Origin of the sequence: Anaeromonas gelatinilytica (genome assembly GCF_016820635.1) — a bacterium.
Taxonomy (GTDB): Bacteria; Bacillota; Clostridia; order Tissierellales; family SIT17; genus Anaeromonas; species Anaeromonas gelatinilytica.
In genome coordinates, this window is the sequence record NZ_WSFU01000138.1 from 1 (window position 1) to 18,657 (window position 18,657).

The 18,657-nt window shown below is 30.6% G+C and carries 20 protein-coding genes and 1 riboswitch; of the genes, 12 read left to right on the plus strand and 8 right to left on the minus strand.

The window, feature by feature from the left end; genetic code table 11:
- The first annotated feature begins 382 nt into the window (after positions 1–382).
- The 6 genes from GOQ29_RS13490 (at position 383) to groL (ending at position 7,113) form a co-directional block, all read left to right on the plus strand.
- Entirely contained in the window at positions 383–1,198 is an 816-nt protein-coding gene (locus tag GOQ29_RS13490) for a hypothetical protein (protein WP_203373194.1), read from the plus strand.
- Positions 1,199–1,425: 227 nt separating this feature from the next.
- Entirely contained in the window at positions 1,426–2,766 is a 1,341-nt protein-coding gene (gdhA, locus tag GOQ29_RS13495) for an NADP-specific glutamate dehydrogenase (protein ID WP_203373195.1), read from the plus strand.
- A gap of 111 nt (positions 2,767–2,877) precedes the next feature.
- On the plus strand, positions 2,878–3,762 hold the full coding sequence (locus GOQ29_RS13500; protein ID WP_203373196.1) for a DNA-3-methyladenine glycosylase family protein: 885 nt from the start codon (positions 2,878–2,880) through the stop codon (positions 3,760–3,762).
- A gap of 49 nt (positions 3,763–3,811) precedes the next feature.
- Entirely contained in the window at positions 3,812–4,909 is a 1,098-nt protein-coding gene (locus GOQ29_RS13505; protein ID WP_203373197.1) for an AI-2E family transporter, read from the plus strand.
- A 247-nt stretch (positions 4,910–5,156) separates the two neighbouring features.
- Positions 5,157–5,438, plus strand: a complete 282-nt coding sequence (locus GOQ29_RS13510; RefSeq protein ID WP_203373198.1) for a co-chaperone GroES — start codon at positions 5,157–5,159, stop codon at positions 5,436–5,438.
- A gap of 31 nt (positions 5,439–5,469) precedes the next feature.
- Positions 5,470–7,113 carry a chaperonin GroEL gene (gene groL, locus GOQ29_RS13515; RefSeq protein ID WP_203373199.1) on the plus strand — a complete coding sequence of 548 codons (1,644 nt, stop codon included), beginning with the start codon at positions 5,470–5,472 and terminating at the stop codon, positions 7,111–7,113.
- A gap of 77 nt (positions 7,114–7,190) precedes the next feature.
- On the opposite strand, the gene GOQ29_RS13520 is transcribed toward groL, so the two are convergent.
- The 4 genes from GOQ29_RS13520 to GOQ29_RS13535 form a co-directional block, all read right to left on the minus strand.
- Positions 7,191–7,454 carry a spore coat protein gene (locus GOQ29_RS13520; protein ID WP_203373200.1) on the minus strand — a complete coding sequence of 88 codons (264 nt, stop codon included), beginning with the start codon at positions 7,452–7,454 and terminating at the stop codon, positions 7,191–7,193.
- A gap of 2 nt (positions 7,455–7,456) precedes the next feature.
- Positions 7,457–7,672: a hypothetical protein gene (locus GOQ29_RS13525; protein WP_203373201.1), complete on the minus strand. Its 216-nt coding sequence runs from the start codon at positions 7,670–7,672 to the stop codon at positions 7,457–7,459.
- Positions 7,673–7,869: 197 nt separating this feature from the next.
- Positions 7,870–9,387 carry a Na+/H+ antiporter NhaC family protein gene (locus GOQ29_RS13530; protein WP_203373202.1) on the minus strand — a complete coding sequence of 506 codons (1,518 nt, stop codon included), beginning with the start codon at positions 9,385–9,387 and terminating at the stop codon, positions 7,870–7,872.
- 310 nt (positions 9,388–9,697) lie between these two features.
- The gene (locus GOQ29_RS13535; RefSeq protein WP_203373203.1) at positions 9,698–10,618 is read right to left on the minus strand and encodes an LCP family protein; all 921 of its coding nucleotides are present in this window, start codon (positions 10,616–10,618) and stop codon (positions 9,698–9,700) included.
- A gap of 162 nt (positions 10,619–10,780) precedes the next feature.
- A riboswitch (purine riboswitch) is annotated at positions 10,781–10,882 on the plus strand.
- Positions 10,883–10,971: 89 nt separating this feature from the next.
- Here GOQ29_RS13535 and guaB point away from each other — a divergent pair.
- Positions 10,972–12,426: an IMP dehydrogenase gene (guaB, locus tag GOQ29_RS13540; protein ID WP_203373204.1), complete on the plus strand. Its 1,455-nt coding sequence runs from the start codon at positions 10,972–10,974 to the stop codon at positions 12,424–12,426.
- A 15-nt stretch (positions 12,427–12,441) separates the two neighbouring features.
- Positions 12,442–13,974: a glutamine-hydrolyzing GMP synthase gene (gene guaA, locus GOQ29_RS13545; protein ID WP_203373205.1), complete on the plus strand. Its 1,533-nt coding sequence runs from the start codon at positions 12,442–12,444 to the stop codon at positions 13,972–13,974.
- 81 nt (positions 13,975–14,055) lie between these two features.
- Here guaA and GOQ29_RS13550 read toward each other — a convergent pair whose 3' ends face one another.
- From GOQ29_RS13550 to GOQ29_RS13565, 4 genes are all read right to left on the minus strand, one after another.
- Positions 14,056–14,169 carry a DUF3173 family protein gene (locus tag GOQ29_RS13550; protein ID WP_203373206.1) on the minus strand — a complete coding sequence of 38 codons (114 nt, stop codon included), beginning with the start codon at positions 14,167–14,169 and terminating at the stop codon, positions 14,056–14,058.
- A gap of 17 nt (positions 14,170–14,186) precedes the next feature.
- Positions 14,187–15,023, minus strand: a complete 837-nt coding sequence (locus GOQ29_RS13555) for a Cof-type HAD-IIB family hydrolase (RefSeq protein ID WP_203373207.1) — start codon at positions 15,021–15,023, stop codon at positions 14,187–14,189.
- 26 nt (positions 15,024–15,049) lie between these two features.
- Positions 15,050–15,796 carry a DeoR/GlpR family DNA-binding transcription regulator gene (locus tag GOQ29_RS13560; protein ID WP_203373208.1) on the minus strand — a complete coding sequence of 249 codons (747 nt, stop codon included), beginning with the start codon at positions 15,794–15,796 and terminating at the stop codon, positions 15,050–15,052.
- Between the two features lie 122 nt (positions 15,797–15,918).
- A complete protein-coding gene (locus GOQ29_RS13565) occupies positions 15,919–16,143 on the minus strand; it encodes a hypothetical protein (RefSeq protein WP_425475074.1) in 225 nt (74 codons plus the stop codon).
- 154 nt (positions 16,144–16,297) lie between these two features.
- Here GOQ29_RS13565 and GOQ29_RS13570 point away from each other — a divergent pair, with 154 nt between their 5' ends.
- From GOQ29_RS13570 to GOQ29_RS13585, 4 genes are read left to right on the plus strand one after another with little or no spacing between them, the layout of a single operon-like run.
- On the plus strand, positions 16,298–17,038 hold the full coding sequence (locus tag GOQ29_RS13570; protein WP_203373209.1) for a GntR family transcriptional regulator: 741 nt from the start codon (positions 16,298–16,300) through the stop codon (positions 17,036–17,038).
- Between the two features lies 1 nt (position 17,039).
- Positions 17,040–17,885, plus strand: a complete 846-nt coding sequence (locus tag GOQ29_RS13575; protein WP_203373210.1) for a class II aldolase — start codon at positions 17,040–17,042, stop codon at positions 17,883–17,885.
- Positions 17,885–18,346 (plus strand): PTS sugar transporter subunit IIA, encoded by a 462-nt coding sequence (locus GOQ29_RS13580; protein WP_203373211.1) that lies wholly within the window; start codon positions 17,885–17,887, stop codon positions 18,344–18,346. Before GOQ29_RS13575 ends, GOQ29_RS13580 begins: the two co-directional genes overlap by 1 nt.
- A 20-nt stretch (positions 18,347–18,366) precedes the next feature.
- Complete coding sequence (locus GOQ29_RS13585; protein ID WP_203373212.1) at positions 18,367–18,657, plus strand: PTS sugar transporter subunit IIB; 291 nt, start codon at positions 18,367–18,369, stop codon at positions 18,655–18,657.

The window sequence follows — 18,657 nt, forward strand, 5'->3', positions numbered from 1 at the left end:
GGGAAAATTTAATATATAGATATTTCTATAAAGAGACTAATGAAAAATTTAGTCTCTTTTTTTAAACGAATTAAAAAAAATTGGATAATCTTTATTTAATCTTATTTACCATCCAAAATGTATCTAGTTTAATTTTACATGCCATCTTTTGATAGAGAAGCCTTTAGTAGTTTAGAACCTCACTCCTTTAGGTGTGGGAGCAGTCAGTTTATGATATAATTGAAGAAATCATAATAAGTTTAAATAGTTATTGTAAAATATTTAATATATAAAAACTATTTATCTTTATGCTACATTAATGTAAAATGTAAAAAATTTTGTAGATTTTATAATAAAACTAATGATAAAAATATATCAATATAATATATATGGAGGTAAAAATATGAAAGTATTCGCACTGATTGGAGAAAGTGGTAGTGGAAAGAGCTATAAAGCTATAAATTTAGCTAAAGATAAAAATATAGAATATATATTAGATGATGGATTATTAATAAAAGGAACAAAAGTCATAACAGGAAAGTCTGCTAAAAGAGAACAGTCTACAATAAGCGCTGTGAAAAGAGCTTTATTTATGGATGAAGAACATAGAAAAAACATTATTGAGGCTATTGAAAATAATAATCCAGATAAGATTTTAATATTGGGTACCTCTGATAGAATGGTAGAAAAGATAGTTAAAACTTTAAATATTGGAAAGATAGATAAAAAAATATATATTGATGATATATCTGATAAAGATGAGATATTAATAGCAAAAAAAATCAGAAAAAAAGAAGGAAAACATATAATTCCTGCTCCTACGTTTGAAGTGAAAAAGGATTTTTCGGGGTATTTTATAGATACACTTAAAATATTTCAAAGGAAAAATGAGAATGAACAGGAAGATGTTTATGAGAAAACTGTAGTAAGACCTACTTTTAGCTATTTAGGAAAATATACTATTTCTAATAGTGTGTTAAAAGATTTAACTAGGGTAGGGGGATATAAAATTGAAAATGTAAATAAGATAAGTAATATTTATATACAAAGTGATATGGATGGGATACATATTAATATAGATATAATTATTGACAAAATTGTAACAATTCCTGTTTTAGTGAAAAAATTACAAGAATCTATAATATCTGAAATTGAGTATATGACTTCAATTAATGTATTATCTGTAAATGTTAATTTAAAGAAAATTATAAAAACTTAAAAGTCATTTACAAAGAATTTTTCATATGTTATGATTACATTGTAGTTACAAGTTAGGATAATTCATTGGGCAAAATTATGTAATAGGCTAGATGAAATCCTTTTCCTAAATATAATTAGATTAGTTTTAAAGCATATAATTTACAGGGGTAGTTTGCAGCAGGTTTGGTCACAATATATAACTACACCTTAGGTTTTAATTATTTTAATTAAAGGGGAGATTAAGTTATGACCTATGTAAAAGAGGTAATTGAAAAAGTTAAAAAAAGAAATGCAAATGAGCCGGAATTTATTCAAGCTGTAGAGGAAGTTCTAAATTCATTAGAACCAGTATTAGAACAAAGACCTGATATCATAGAAGCAAATATTCTTGAAAGAATGTGTGAACCTGAAAGACAAATTATGTTTAAGGTATCATGGGCAGATGATGAAGGTAAAGTTCAAGTGAACCGTGGTATTAGAGTTCAATTTAATGGAGCTATAGGACCTTATAAAGGTGGCTTAAGATTCCACCCATCTGTTTATAGTGGAATAATTAAATTTTTAGGTTTTGAGCAAACATTTAAAAATTCATTGACTGGATTACCAATAGGTGGAGGAAAAGGTGGATCTGATTTTGACCCAAGAGGTAAGTCAGATGGAGAAATTATGAGATTTTGTCAAAGTTTTATGACTGAGTTATATAGACATATAGGACCAAACGTAGATGTTCCTGCTGGAGATATAGGAGTTGGAGCAAGAGAAATAGGGTACTTATTTGGATATTATAGAAGATTAAGAGGATCTTTTGAAAATGGAGTTCTTACAGGTAAAGGGTTGTCTTATGGTGGAAGTCTTATTAGACCAGAAGCTACAGGATTTGGAGCTGTATACTTTACAAGTGAGGTATTAAAGCATGAAGGAGAAAGCTTTGCTGGTAAAATAGTTTCATTATCAGGATTCGGTAATGTTGCTTGGGGTGCTGCTCAAAAGATTTCTGAACTAGGAGGTAGAGTTGTAACTCTTTCTGGACCAGACGGATATATCTATGATCCAGATGGAGTAACTGGAGAAAAAATAGATTATTTACTTGAAATGAGAAACTCTGGTAGAGATAGAGTTCAAGATTATGCTGATAAATATGGAGTAGAGTTTTTCCCAGGAGAAAAGCCATGGGGAGTTAAAGTTGATATAGCAATGCCATGTGCTACTCAAAATGAAGTTCATTTAGAAGATGCTAAGAAGCTTGTAGAAAATGGACTTAAATATTATATGGAAGTTTCTAATATGCCTACAACTAATGAAGCATTAGAATATTTACAAGATAATAAATTGATAATAGGACCTTCTAAGGCAGTTAATGCTGGTGGAGTTGCTACTTCAGCTTTAGAGATGTCTCAAAATAGCATGAGAATGTCCTGGACTGAAGAAGAAGTAGATGAGAAACTATATCAAATCATGAAAGATATTCATAATAATTCTATGACAGCAGCAAAAGAATATGGATATGGATATGATTTAGTATCAGGAGCTAATATAGCAGGATTCCTTAAAGTAGCAGAAGCAATGATGGCTCAGGGAAATTATTAATAAATAAAATCTAAGGACCCTTTAAGGGTCCTTTTATAATTGTATTAGTGATGTTTAAATATTTTTTATTAGGGTAACTATCTATAGTATATATTAATTTGGAGGGATATTATGAGATATGATTTTATAGAAAAAGATGATAAAATTATTATGAAGGATATAAGCAATTTTGAGCCAAAGCATGTTTTTGAGTGTGGTCAATGTTTCAGATGGAATAGAGAAAATGATGGAAGTTATACAGGAGTCGTTTATGATAAAATACTAAATGTAAAAAAAGTAGGAAATGATGTGATTTTGTCGAATACTAATAAGGAAGACTTTGAAAGTATTTGGTATAATTATTTTGATTTGGATAGAGATTGTGATGAAATAAAGGCTAAATTATCAAAGGATTCTATACTAAAAAAGGCAATAGAGTTTGGAGAGGGTATTAGAATTCTTAGACAAGATGAATGGGAGATTTTAATTTCTTTTATAACTTCAGCTAATAATAGAATACCAATGATTAAAAGAGCATTAGAAACTTTGAGTGAAAAATATGGTAGATTTATAGATGAGTACAATGGGAAAAAATATTATAGCTTTCCTAAAGCTAAAGATCTCAATAGTCTATCACTAGATGAAATAAAAAAATGTCATACAGGTTTCAGAGGGAAATATATATTATCAGCGGCTAATATAATAGAGAATAAAGAAATAGATATTTATGCTATAAAAAATATATCTACTGAGGATGGAAGAAAAGAGCTTTTATTATTTCCTGGAGTTGGACCTAAAGTGGCTGATTGTATTTTATTATTTTCTATGAATAAGCCAGATGCTTTTCCTATAGATGTATGGGTAAAGAGAGTGATGGAATACTTCTATTTAGATGAAGACACTAATCTCAAAGATATTCAGAAATATGCTCAAGATAAATTTAGAGAACTAGCTGGATTTGCTCAACAATATTTATTTTATTATGCTAGAGAACTTGGTATTGGTAAGAAGAAATAATATAGTATATAATTAAGTCAGGGGACGTCTCATAAAAAGGGGGTTAATAATGAACAACAGGAGAGCAATACCGTATTTAAAATTTTTACCAGTGATAATTTTATCTATATTAATATTTAAGATAATAGATAATCCAAATACAATATCTCAATTTTTAGGATTATTAAGACCTTTTCTAGTAGCATTTGCCATAGCATATTTGCTAAGTCCATTAGTAAAATATATACAAACTACTTTTAAATTAAATAGGACTGGAAGTATATTTTTTGCGTATTTAATTGTACTAGGTGCAGTAATATTTTTGATCTCTATAGTTACTCCAAATATAGTAGATAGTATTACTACTTTTGTATCTAATACACCAGAATATGTAAGAAACGTACAAAAATTCTTAGAGTATAATGTTACTAGATTTGAAATATTTAGTGGTAGTAGTATTACTGAAGAAATAGAGAGTGTATTATTGGAGTTTTTAACAAAAGTTACTACTTTTGCTAATGCAGCTTTAAATGAAGTTTTATTTCAGGCAATAAATGTTACAACTTTTTTAATTCAATTATTATTAAGTATAGTTATATCTGTATATATGATTAAAGATAAAGAAAATTTTCAAAAACAGATTAAAAGATTATTATATTCAGTATTTGATTATAATACTGCGACTAAAATTATTAATTTAGGTATTGATACGAATAGAATATTTAGCAGGTATTTAGTTGGTAAGTTTATTGATTCTTTAATTATAGGAATTATATCTTTCTTAATATTTTACTTGATAGTAAGGGCACCATTCTCATTACTTTTAAGTGTTATAATAGGAATAACAAACATGATACCTTATTTTGGTCCCTTTATTGGTGCAATACCAGCTATAATAATAACACTTTTTATTTCTCCAATAAAAGCCTTATGGGTAGCTGTAACAATATTAGTAATACAACAATTTGATGGCTTATATTTAGGGCCTAAAATTTTAGGAGATCATGTAGGAGTAAAACCTTTTTGGATTATAGCAGCAATAACTATTGGAGGAGCATTATTTGGATTTGTAGGTATGCTCTTAGGGGTTCCGGTTATAGCTGTTATTAGAATATTAATGATACGTTTCATGGATAAACGTCTTAAAAATAGTAATATAGATATATAAATTTGTATAAGAAAATTGTATAAGAAAAGGAAATCAAAGTTATTTGAAGCAATATGATGAATAGGTGAGATAATTTAATTTAATTGAATATATTGGTTAATAAACGTCAAAAATACTAAATAAATGTGGTTGCATATATTCTAGCTATTTTGTAACATTATATTTGTAAATATTAGCACTCGACTATATAGAGTGCTAATAATTAAATTGATTATTTATTAAAGATAAATATTTAAGGAGGGTAAATATGAGAATAAAACCATTAGGCGATAGGGTAGTTATTAAGAAAATTGAAGCAGAAGAAAAAACTAAGAGTGGTATAGTATTACCGAATTCAGCTCAAGAACAACCTCAAATATCAGAGGTATTAGCAATTGGAGAAGGAATAACAGGAGATGATAAGAAGAAAGATTCTATCAAAGCTGGAGATAGAGTTATTGCTTCTAAATTTTCTGGCACAGAAGTTAAATTAGACGGAGAAGAATACACAATTATTAAATTAAATGATGTATTAGCAATAGTTGAATAATACCTAAAAAATATAAAGGAGTGATTGTTTAATGGCTAAACAGATTAGATTTGGCGAAGAAGCTCGTCGTTCAATGGAAAAAGGAATAAATAAGTTAGCAGATACAGTTAAAGTTACATTAGGTCCTAAAGGTAGAAATGTTGTTTTAGATAAAAAATTTGGATCACCATTAATAACTAATGATGGTGTTACAATAGCTAGAGAGATAGAATTAAAGGATAATTATGAAAATATGGGAGCTCAACTAGTTAAAGAAGTTGCTACAAAAACTAATGATGTAGCAGGAGATGGAACTACAACAGCAACTTTATTAGCTCAAGCAATGATAAGAGAGGGTCTTAAAAATGTTGCAGCAGGAGCAAATCCTATGATTCTTAAAAAAGGAATACATAAATCTGTAGATGCTGCAGTAGATGAGATAAAATCCATATCTAAAACAATAGAAGGTAAGGAGTCTATTGCTCAAGTTGCTTCTATTTCAGCATCTGATGATACAATAGGAAATTTAATAGCTGAAGCTATGGAAAAGGTAGGAAAAGATGGAGTTATAACTGTTGAGGAATCAAAATCAATGGGAACTACTCTAGATGTTGTTGAAGGTATGCAGTTTGATAGAGGATATTTATCTCCATATATGGTGAATGATACTGAAAAAATGGAGGCATCATTAGAAAATCCATATATCTTAATTACAGATAAGAAAATAAGCAATATTCAAGAGATATTACCGGTGCTTGAAGAAATAGTACAACAAGGAAAACAGTTATTAATAATTGCAGAGGATATCGAAGGAGAAGCATTAACTACATTAGTACTTAATAAATTAAGGGGAACATTTAATTGTGTTGCTGTTAAAGCTCCTGGTTTTGGTGATAGAAGAAAAGAAATGTTAAGAGATATTGCTATCTTAACAGGAGGAGAAGTAATTTCTGAAGAATTAGGATATGATATAAAAGAGACTACTTTAGACATGTTAGGATCTGCAAATACAGTTAGAATTGATAAAGAAAATACTACAATAGTTAATGGTAACGGAAAAGAATCAGAAATAGAGGCAAGAATAAATGAAATTAGAGCTCAGATTGAGCAATCTACATCAGAATTTGATACAGAAAAACTTCAGGAAAGATTAGCCAAATTAGCTGGTGGAGTAGCTGTAATTCAAGTAGGAGCTGCTACAGAAACTGAGCTTAAGGAAAAGAAATTAAGAATAGAAGATGCATTGGCTGCTACAAGAGCTGGTGTGGAAGAAGGAATGGTTTCTGGTGGAGGAACTGCTTTAATCAATGCAATTCCTGCGGTAGAAAAACTCTTATCTGAAACTAAAGGAGACGAAAAGACAGGTGTGAATATAGTTCTTAGAGCGTTAGAAGAACCAGTTAGACAAATATCAGAAAATGCTGGATTAGAAGGATCTGTTATAGTTGAAAAGATAAAATCTAGCAGCGTAGGAATAGGATTTGATGCATTAAATGAGGAATATGTAAATATGATAGATGCTGGTATAGTAGATCCTACTAAAGTAACAAGATCAGCTTTACAGAATGCTGCTTCTGTATCAGCAATGGTGTTAACAACTGAAAGTGTTGTTGCTGATGATGAAGATGATGAAGACGACAGCCCAATGGGTGGCGGAATGCCAGGAGGAATGGGCGGCGGAATGCCAATGATGTAAACAAAAAATAGAACTCGGATTTCTCCGGGTTCTATTTTTTTGTTGTAGAATTATCCCATATATTAGTAGTAGGTTTATTAATTAAGTTGAACTTTATTCATAATCTTTTCTTTATCTCCGGGAGAGACAAGTTTAACTTTATGCCAACCTCTCCTATCAATAGCATCTTTTATTAGATATTGAGACCATTGAATATTTGTTTGACAATTAATGAATATATTTCTCAATAAGGGACAATCTATGTCCATTATTGAGTTATTATAGGATGAGGAAAGTTGATTTTCTGATAAAATTAAATCTTGTAAGATTTCTTTTTCAGTAAGATCATTAGAGAATGACATTTTTAAGATCCCTCATTATTTGTTAAATATTTTAATATATTGTTGTAGTTCTCCTTATGTTTTTGGCTTCCGTAAATACATATATCTTTTAATTCATTATCAAATAATTGATTAGAATAATTAATGTATTTTTTATGCATTAATAACTCTTCTTCAAGTTGTTCATTGATATGATTAAGCATATCGGAATCCATCTCTTTACGATTTGACATATCCATAGATAAACCTCCTATTTTAGGGATTAATTGATATATAATCTTTTATATTATTATTTGAAATTCGATAATTAATATTGCATGTAAATTATAGAAAATATGAATAATTGAATTTGAGAAAAAATTTTTATGAAGGATATTAAAAACCCCTATCTATTAAAAGATAGGGGAATATACTTCCTATATGTTTTAAATATTAATTATTTTCCACTTGCAACTTCGGAATCTAAATCTACTTTCTTTTTAGATGATTTCTTAATTTTTACGTCTGGTTCCGATGGTAATCCAAATAAAGGAACAAATCTATCAAGACCAGTTAATGTAAGAATTAATATTGAAGCAACAGCAATCATTGCCATAAAATTATATTTGATTATATCAATAGCTGTAAAAGATGCTAATGGATATACTGCTGAAGCAATTCCTAGATAGAAGTTCATGTAAACATGCCATGGAATTAATTGAGACCCAAATACCCCCAATGCGTCATTAAATGTTGCATTTCTAAGTCTTAATTTGTACATATCTTCTTCACTAGCTTCTACATTTTCATCTGTAAGAGTTTTTGCGATAGGTCCAATAGTAACGATTTGAGCCATTTCATCAGATAATGCAGCATTACCTATTATGGCAAGTAATCCATTTGCGAACATAAGATGTCTAACTTTCCTAACTATTTTAGATATGAAATTAGAAAGAGGTGCAAAAGCATCCATTTTTGACATGATACCACCAAAGGCACCAACCCACATCATCATTACTATAACCCAACTTCCTGCATCAGAGAATCCTGTATATATTAATTTTAAGAATCCATCATTACCTATAGATGTTACAGTACCAGCAAATAATCCTAAAATTAGTGATGAAATTATACCGATACCAAGACATGCTAGTGTAGGAAGTCCCTTAATAGCAACAGCTATAACTAATATTAATGGAATAACCATGTAAAATGGAACACCTTCTTGAACCTGATTTAATAATGTAACAGCTGAAGGTCTTTCAGCATTTAGATTTGTCCATACTTCTTCAGGTATTTGATTAATAGCTTCACCTGCATTACCAACTGAATCAGGTAATCCCATTCCAACACTAATTGTAAATATAACAATGGCTGCTAGAACTAAACATAATATAGACCAGACTCCTTGATGTCTAATTCTATGTATGACTTCAACTTTGTGTATACCAGAACTTACAACAGTAGTATCTGAAATAAGACCAATATTATCACCAAAGCAAGCTCCTCCTGCTACGGCTGCAGTAGTAAGCATAAGATTACCGCCTACAATATGATTTAGCCATAGAAATATCGGAGCACATGCAGCGAAAGTCCCCCAAGACGTACCTGTAGCTACTGATAATATACCAGTTACAACTAATCCAGTCACGGCTACAGTCTTTCCGTTAAGTCCAAGATTTAAAGCTGCATTGATGATAGCAGCGCCAACTCCCGTTGCCATAAAAGTTTCTGCCATAGCATAAGCTGCCATAAGAATAAAGAATACTAATTGCATTTCTTTTACATTTTCAACAGCACTATCTAGTAAATCATTAAAAGAAAACTTTTCTGTAATAAAAGCAACAATAGCAGCATAAATTGTTGAAATAGGTGCTGCTAATAAAGCGTCAAATCCTGCTATCATCAGACCTGCCATTAGAAAAACTGGTGAAAACTTTAAAAGTCCAATAAAAAAATTCTTAAGAAAATTCATAAAAAAAAACTCCCCCTTTTTTTTGATAAAAAAGCAACAATAAAAACAAAAAATCATAAAAAATTACATGAAAATACACATAAAAATTTGAAAACGCATACAAGCATGTTTATATGCGCCTTCTTAACATATAGGAAATTAAAAATATAAATGATATCGTAAATAATTCCGATGAAAATATTGTCGAAATAAACGATTTCACTGAAAGTATTATAACAAAATTTAGAATATTGCACAAGCTTTCTGATAATATTCAGAATAGTAATTATAGTGGGAATTAAATAAAAAATAGAGCCTGAATTTTTAGGCTCTATTTTTTATCTTCAAATATATAATCATGCATTTGTTGGATAGTCGCTTCTTCATCAAAAGCTAGATAATATACACCATCAATTTTTTGATCATCATGATACCCATCTTTAGGGAATCTTTCTGTTTCAAGTACAATGGATCCATTAGTTAAAACATCAGTGCCTATTCCTATTATTTTGGAATTACTAAGATTAGTTTTAACCATAGGTAATATTTCATTAGCTAAAGTAATATTAGAAGAAAGACTTCTACTTTTTACTTTATCAAACAAGGACATAAGAACAGTTCTTTGCCTTTCGGTTCTTTCAAAGTCTCCATTTCCTGCATATCTTATTCTACTATATTTAAGGGCTTGTTCACCATTCAAAGTCTGGAGACCTGCGTTGGACACTCCTGCTCTTGAAACTTCGTAATCTTTGATATCAATTTCTATTCCTCCTACAACATCTATTATTTTAGGTAAAGTTGAGAAGTTTACTGTAGCATAATCCTTAATATTCAAATTGAAGTTTTGATTAATTGTTTTTATTGCTAGTTCTGGTCCACCATAGGCATATGCATGGTTAATCTTGTCTTGACCCTTACCATCGATATTTACATAGGAATCTCTCATTATAGAGGAAAGTTTCAGTTTATTATGTTTGTCATCTACTGTCAAGATCATTATAGCATCAGATCTTCCTCTTTCCTTGGATTCTTCTTCTTGATCTATACCGAATAAAGCAATATTTTTAACATCACTATTTTTTTCATTCAATTCTTTTTCTAAATCTTCATCGATTCCTAAATCTTCATTACTTGTGGAAATAGATTCTCTATCTAATTTATTCATAGTTGATACAACAAAGAATCCTCCACCTATTAAGAAACCCATGAAAATAGCGAGTATACCTAATAGTATAAGTTTCTTCTTAGACATCTTATCAGTCCTTTCCTTAAAAATTCCTACTAATCAATTATATACTGAATCAATAAGTACTACAATAGAATAGTATAAAAAATAATACTATTGTAATTTACTGAATTTTTTTTCTTCTTATACTTTCTTGACAGGAAAGAAAACTTTTGTTAATATGTATAGAACTTAATATAATAAGAAACTCATATATACTCTAGAATAAGGCTAGAGAGTCTCTACCAGACAACCATAAATTGTCTGACTATGAGTGGAAAATTGGTGTTATGTATATGTTTAAATATATTTGTATATATTAATCCCAAGTTCCACTTATGGAGCTTGGTTTTTTTTATTTATTCAATAGGAGGGATAATATGGAAAAATTTGTTGGAGAAGGATTAACTTTTGATGACGTATTATTAGTGCCGGCTAAATCTAATGTATTACCAAAAAATACTAAAGTTAAAACAAGACTTACTAATAAGATTAATTTAAATATACCATTATTAACTGCAGGTATGGATACAGTTACTGAGGCTAGGATGTCAATAGCTATAGCTAGAGAGGGTGGCATTGGAATTATTCATAAGAATATGACTATAGAAGAGCAAGCAATGGAAGTGGATAAGGTAAAGAGATCAGAACATGGCGTAATAACTGATCCTTTTCATTTATCTAAAGATAATTTAATATCAGATGCGGTAGCTTTGATGGAAAGATATCATATTTCTGGGGTTCCTATAACCGATAAAGAAAAGAAATTAATAGGAATTATAACTAATAGAGATATAAGATTTGAAAAAGATTTAGATAAGAAGATAGAGGATGTAATGACTAAAGAGAATTTAATAACGGCTACAGGAAAGATATCTATGGATGAAGCTTTGGAAATAATGAAGAAAAATAAGATTGAAAAATTACCACTAGTAGATGAAGAAAATCATTTAATGGGACTCATTACTATAAAAGATATTGAAAAGTCTATAGAACATCCTAATTCAGCAAAGGATGAAGGAGGAAGACTTCTGGTAGGTGCTGCAGTAGGAGTAACTAAGGATATGATGGATAGGGTTAGAGCCTTAAAAGAGAAGGAAGTTGATGTAATAGTAGTAGATACAGCTCATGGTCATTCAATGGGTGTTATAGAAGCAATAAAGAATATAAAGAAAAATTATCCTGAGTTACAAATAATTGCTGGCAATGTGGCAACCTATGAAGCTGCTGAAGAGTTGATAAAGGCTGGAGTAAATGCAGTAAAGGTTGGCATAGGTCCTGGTTCAATATGTACTACAAGAGTTGTAGCAGGAGTAGGAGTACCTCAAATAACTGCGATAATTGAATGTGCTAGAGCTGCTAAAAAATATGATATACCAATAATAGCTGATGGAGGAATAAAGTACTCAGGAGATATGGTAAAGGCTTTAGCAGCAGGAGCAGATACAGTTATGATGGGATCATTATTTGCAGGTTGTAAGGAAAGTCCAGGAGAAACTGAATTATATAAAGGAAGAAGATTTAAAGTTTATAGAGGAATGGGTTCCTTAGGAGCAATGGCTGAGGGAAGTAAAGACAGATATTTTCAAGAGGATAATAAAAAATTTGTTCCTGAAGGAATAGAAGGAATAGTTCCATATAAAGGGCCGTTGAAAGACACTGTATATCAATTATTAGGTGGTTTAAAATCTGGTATGGGATATTGCGGATGTAAAACTATTAAAGATTTAAAAGAGAAAGGTCAATTTATAAAAATAACTGGAGCAGGATTAGTGGAAAGTCATCCCCATGATGTGGAATTGACAAAAGAAGCACCTAATTATAGTAAAGGATAGAGAGGATGGCTAAAAATGAAAAATAGTTATATTCTAATAATGGACTTTGGTGGGCAATATAGCCAATTAATAGCTAGAAGAGTAAGAGAGTTAGGGATATTTTGTGAAATATTACCTTTTGATATATCTATTGATAGAATAAAATCTAAAAATTCTGATGGCATTATTCTTTCAGGAGGATCTTCAAGTGTATATGGAGATAATTCTCCAAAATGTGATAAAAGAATATTTGACTTAGATATACCTATATTAGGGATATGTTATGGAGGACAATTAATAGCTAATTATTTTGATGGTAAGGTAATGAGAGCCCAAGAGAGAGAGTATGGAAAATCCCGACTAAATATAGTTGATAATGATGGTATATTTGAAGGTTTAGGAGATGAATTGAACTGTTGGATGAGCCATACAGATTTTATAAGTGAATTACCAGAAGGATTTGATGTAATAGCAAAAACTGAATCTTGTCCTGTAGCAGCAATGAAAAATAAACGTAAAAATATATATGCTTTACAGTTTCATCCAGAAGTAAATCATACAGAAAGAGGAAAAGATATAATAGAAAAGTTTTTATATAAGATTTGTAAATTGACTCGTGATTGGAATATGGGAGATTTTGCGGAAGAAGAAATTAAAAGAATAAGAGAAAAAATAGGAAAAGGAAAAGCTATCTGTGCTTTATCTGGTGGTGTTGATTCTTCTGTGGCAGCAGTATTAGTCCATAGGGCAATAGGAAAAAATCTTACATGTATATTTGTAGATCATGGTCTCCTTAGAAAGGATGAAGGAGATCAAGTAGAAAGAATATTTAAAGAAAGATTTGATATGAATCTTATAAGAGTAAATGCACAGAAGAGATTTTTATCCAAACTTGAAGGAATAACAGATCCTGAAAGAAAGCGAAAAATAATAGGAGAAGAATTTATACGAGTATTTGAAGAAGAAAAAAAGAAGCTTGATTCCGTAGACTATTTAGTTCAAGGCACTATATATCCCGATGTAATAGAAAGTGGAACAGATAAAGCTTCTGTTATTAAAAGTCATCATAATGTAGGTGGATTACCAGAGGATGTAGATTTTGAAATAGTAGAGCCTTTAAGAGAATTATTTAAGGATGAAGTAAGAGAATTAGGAAGAAGCTTAAATATTCCAGAAGATGTATTGATGAGACAACCATTTCCAGGTCCAGGATTAGCTATAAGAGTATTAGGGAATATAACAGAAGAAAAACTTTATATTTTGAGAGAAGCGGATTATATATTTAGAAATGAAATTAAAAATGCAGGATTAGATGAAGAAATATGGCAATATTTTGCCGTATTACCTAATATAAAGAGTGTAGGTGTAATGGGAGATGGAAGAACTTACGCTCATACAATAGCTTTAAGAGCTGTAAATAGTAGTGATGGAATGACTAGTGATTGGTCTAAGATTCCTTATGAAGTATTAGAGAAAGTATCTAACAAGATAGTAAATACTGTAGATGGAGTTAATAGAATAGTTTACGATATTACTAGTAAACCTCCATCAACCATTGAATGGGAATAGTAACAGGAGAGCTAGAAACCTTTGTATATCAAGGAGTTTCGGCTCTTTTTTATTTTTTTATTGCACTTTCATTGCACTTTTTTAATTATTTTGTTTCGCAAGTTCTTCTATAGCTTCACAGGGAACTCTATCCAATTTTCTAGATTGATAGTAGGAATGCCCTTTCGTAATCATTAATTCTTTTGCTTTTAGCATAAAGGGTACCTTGATTATTATTTAAGGCTTGATAATATATAATTTTGAATTGCTTGTGAAACACCATTCTCATTATTGCTTCGTGTTTCAACATCCGCACTTTTCTTTGCTTCTTGAGGTGCATTACTCATGACTATCCCTAATCCAGCTAAAGTTAACATTGGAATATCGTTAAAATTGTCACCAATCGCCATTGCTTTAGATAAAGGAACATCGTAATAATTTGCAATTTCAATCAATGCTCTTTCTTTTGAAACTTTTTTGGAAGTCACTTCTAAATAATTATCTTTGGATAAATAGAAAGAACTATCTTTTAAATGTAGTTTCTGTAAATATTTATGAAGCTCTTGGATTACTTTGGGTTCTTCAACTAATAAAAGTTTATGAATTGGCGCTTGATTCTCCAATAAAAATAATTGCAAATTCTGTACCTTTGGAGAATCTTTGGTAATATCTGCTTCGATTTCAACCCATTTGTCCAACTTATCTACTATCCATTGTGTTCCAGAATACAAGCTAATAGATACCTTAGGAAATTCACTTTTAATTACATATATAATCACTTTTACTTCTTCTTTATTTAACATATGTTCAATTATCGTTTTATAATTGTTTCGTGTTCCTTCTAAAACAAGCGCACCATTGTAACAAGCAATAGGATTGGTTCCCAAAGCAAGTTCTTCTGCCAGAGGGAAAACACCAAAGGGTGATCGAGCAGAAGCTAATACAAAAGGAATCTTTTCTTTATTTAATAATTGAATATTATCCTTTAGGTCCTCGTCAACTTTATGTTGATCGTTCAAAATGGTTCCGTCTATATCACTCACTACTAATTTAATATTTGGATTGTTCATAACTTGCTCTTCCTTTCTAATCTTTTTTAAAAGATAACTTTTAACTCATTGGATAGTAGTTGTTGAATCTGTTCATTAGGCTTTTCATCAGTAATAAAATAATCAAACTCATTAATATTTCCTAAAATATAATTAGATGTTTTTTGAAATTTCTCCTGTTCGGCTAATAAAATTTTAGTCTTTGAATTTTTCATTACTAATTGTTTCAAATAAGTATCTTCACTGTCTTCAAAGCTAACATATCCATTTTTTAAACCCGCAGCACCAAAGAAAGCAATATCAAAATTGATATATCGAAGTATTTCTGACTCATTCAGTGAATAATAAAATCGATTTTTTGGATAAAACTTTCCACCTAATAAATAAAAAGATATATTTTCATGATTACTTAACATAATGGCATTATCTAATGAATGGGAATAGACAGTTACGTTCTCGTTCACCATTTGAGCTAAATTTAAAACAATTGTGGAAACATCAAAGAAATAAAGATTGCCAGAATAAATAAACTCTTTAGCTTTCTGTGCTATTACTTTCTTTTCTTGTGTGAACTCACCAATACGATCGTTGAAAGAAGGTATTTGGTTATTACTTTCAATCGAAATAATTCCTCCATGCGTTCTTTTCACCAAATTTCTATTACTCAAAATAGAAAAATCTCTCCGTATCGTATCTCTAGATACTTTAAAGTAATTCATCATTTCTTTAGTAGAAAGTTCTTTGTGTTCCTCCAGTAATGCTAATATTTTAGACATCCTTTGTTCTTGATACATTTTACTCCTCCTTTAGCTATATTGTAACATCACTAATAACTCTAAACAAGCATTTGTAAGTATTTATAAGTTTTTATAAGCAATCAAGAATGGGATATAGTATTTTATCCTTATCTATTGTGCTAGTCGAAAAACAAGGCTTCTTGGGATTGTTGCCATGAAAAAAGGTCTTTCGCAAAAGATTCCACAAAACTTTCTACTTTATTAGTATCTACAATCTGTCTTTCAATGATTTCTGTTTCATGGACAGTATGGATATCAATGGCAGTAAAGTTTTTATAGATTCCAAATCCTACACTACCAATCAATATAAGCCATAAAACGAGAGTTAATTTCTTACAACGCACTATGGTTGAAAATCCAATGTATCACAAAGTGGATAAGATTGTATTGAACTTAAAAATAACACTTTACTTTTTTGTAGATAGCGGTTATAATAAACTTGTACATAGTTGTATATAGATGTCTATAGTTGTGTACAATTGTTTGGAGGTGAGAATTATGATAATAAACAGGGATGCTTCAAAACCAATTTATCTTCAAGTTGCAGATTACTTGAGAAATAATATCTATGCAGAAGAATGGGGAAAGGGGGAGAAAATTCCTTCAGAAAATCAAATTATGTTAGACTTAGATGTTAGCAGAGGCACAGTAAAAAAAGCTGTCAGTTTGATTGTGGAAGAAGGTCTTTTGCAACAAATTCAAGGAAAAGGAACTTATGTGACAGAAGGAAATATTTCTTATCCATTAGGAAAAGGATTACTTTCTTTTGCGGAATCACTGGAGAGTCAACAATTGGCATACGAAACGAAGGTAATCACTTCTGAACTAAGAAAAGCAACAAAAGAAATTGCTTCTAAGTTAGGACTTACTTTAGGTGATGAGTATCTTTATTTAAAACGAATTCGATACGTTGAAGGTGAAAAAGTGATGCTAATTGAAAACCGTTTGAACAGTAAGCTCTGTCCAGGAATTGAACAAAATGATTTTAATCATGAAAGTCTATTTAAAGCTATTGAAAGAGCGAGTGGGAGAAAAATTGCTTATTCAGAAAGTAGGTATGCTGCTAGAGTAGTTGGTGAAAAAAGAGCAAAAGTGTTAGAAGTACCAGAAGATTCACCTGTACTTCATTTGGAACAATTAGTTTATCTTGAAAATGATACACCAATCGAATTTGGAAATGTATGGCTCAAAGCTAATAAGTACTATCTTGGGACGATTCTTCAAAGGGAGGAAATCTAAAATGCCATTAGTCAATGGGTATACATTGCTAGAAATTATCAAAGAAAGAGAAGTCATTGCAGGAGCTTTTAATACAACGAACCTAGAAACAACAGTTGGAATTTTGCAAGCAGTTGAAAAAAGTGGGATTCCCACTTTTATCCAAATTGCTCCAACTAATATCTCCTTAGCGGGATATGAATATATTGTAGACATGGTTTCTCGGTATGCAGAAAATATGGATACTCCAGTAGCGTTGCACCTAGATCATGGAAAAAAGTTTGAAAATGTTAAAAAAGCGATTCGAGCCGGTTTTACTTCAGTCATGATTGATGGTTCCGCTTTTGATTTTGATGAAAATATAGCTTTTACGAAACAAGCGGTTGATTTTGCTAAAGCTTACGGAATTCTAGTAGAAGCTGAATTGGGTGCGATTCTTGGAAAAGAAGATGATCATGTGAGTGAAGCCGATTCGAAAACGGACCCTACACAAGTCAAAGAATTTGTTGAACGAACTGGTTGTGATATGTTAGCGATTTCTGTAGGAAATGTTCATGGTTTAGAGGACGAACCTCGTATTGATTTTGACTTACTAAAAGAAATCAATGAAGTGTCGCCAGTACCTCTAGTTATTCATGGTGGATCAGGCATTCCAGACAACCATATCCAACAAATGGTGCAGTACAATGTGGCTAAAATTAATATTGCTAGTGATCTACGTCAAAGCTATATCAAGAGTGTTGGAAAAGCTTATGAAGAAAACCCAAGTGAAGCCAATTTGATTAAAGTACTACAAAAAGCAGAGGATTCAGTTTTTGAAACAGTTTATAACAAGATTTTAAGTATGAATAGTGTGGTGCAAAAGTAATGAATGATTTATTGACGGAGTTAAATAATATCTTTGTAGATATTGAGGTTAGTAATTTTGAGGAATTAATTTTACTAATTACGAAACCATTAGTTGCAGATGGAGATGTAGTAGAAGAGTTTGCTGAACAAGTCATTAAACGTGAAGAAAATTTTCCAACTGGTTTGCCAACAGAACCATATGGAGTAGCTATTCCCCACACAGATTCTAAGTTTGTTAGAAAAAATAAGGTAACCATTGCAACGTTAAAACAACCTATAGAAATGGAAGTTATGGGGGGGACAGACGAAAAGATTGATGTTTCTATCGTTTTTTTATTGGCTTTAGGGCAGTCAAATAAGCAATTGAATATCTTACAAAAATTAATGGGGATTTTAAACAAAGAAGATGTTTTGACGAGAATTAAAGAAGGTAGTAAAGAAAAAATTTATGAAATTACTAAAAATGAAATTCAACTTTAAAGAAATGGAGGAAATAAAAAATGGTTAAAAATTTATTATTTGTATGTGCAACAGGGATTGCAACTTCAACAGCGGTAACAGAAAAAGTAATGGAATTCTTAAAAGAAAAAGGTGTAACTAACGTGAATTACTCACAGACAAACGTAGCCTCTGTTCGATCTAATTCGGATGATGCCGATTTAATTGTTTCAACTACAAAAATTCCTTATGAGCTTGATATACCAGTTATTAACGGCTTAGCTTTAATCACAGGTGTTGGTGAGGAAAAGGTGTTAAACAGCATTTACGATAAATTAACAGAAGGTGAATAA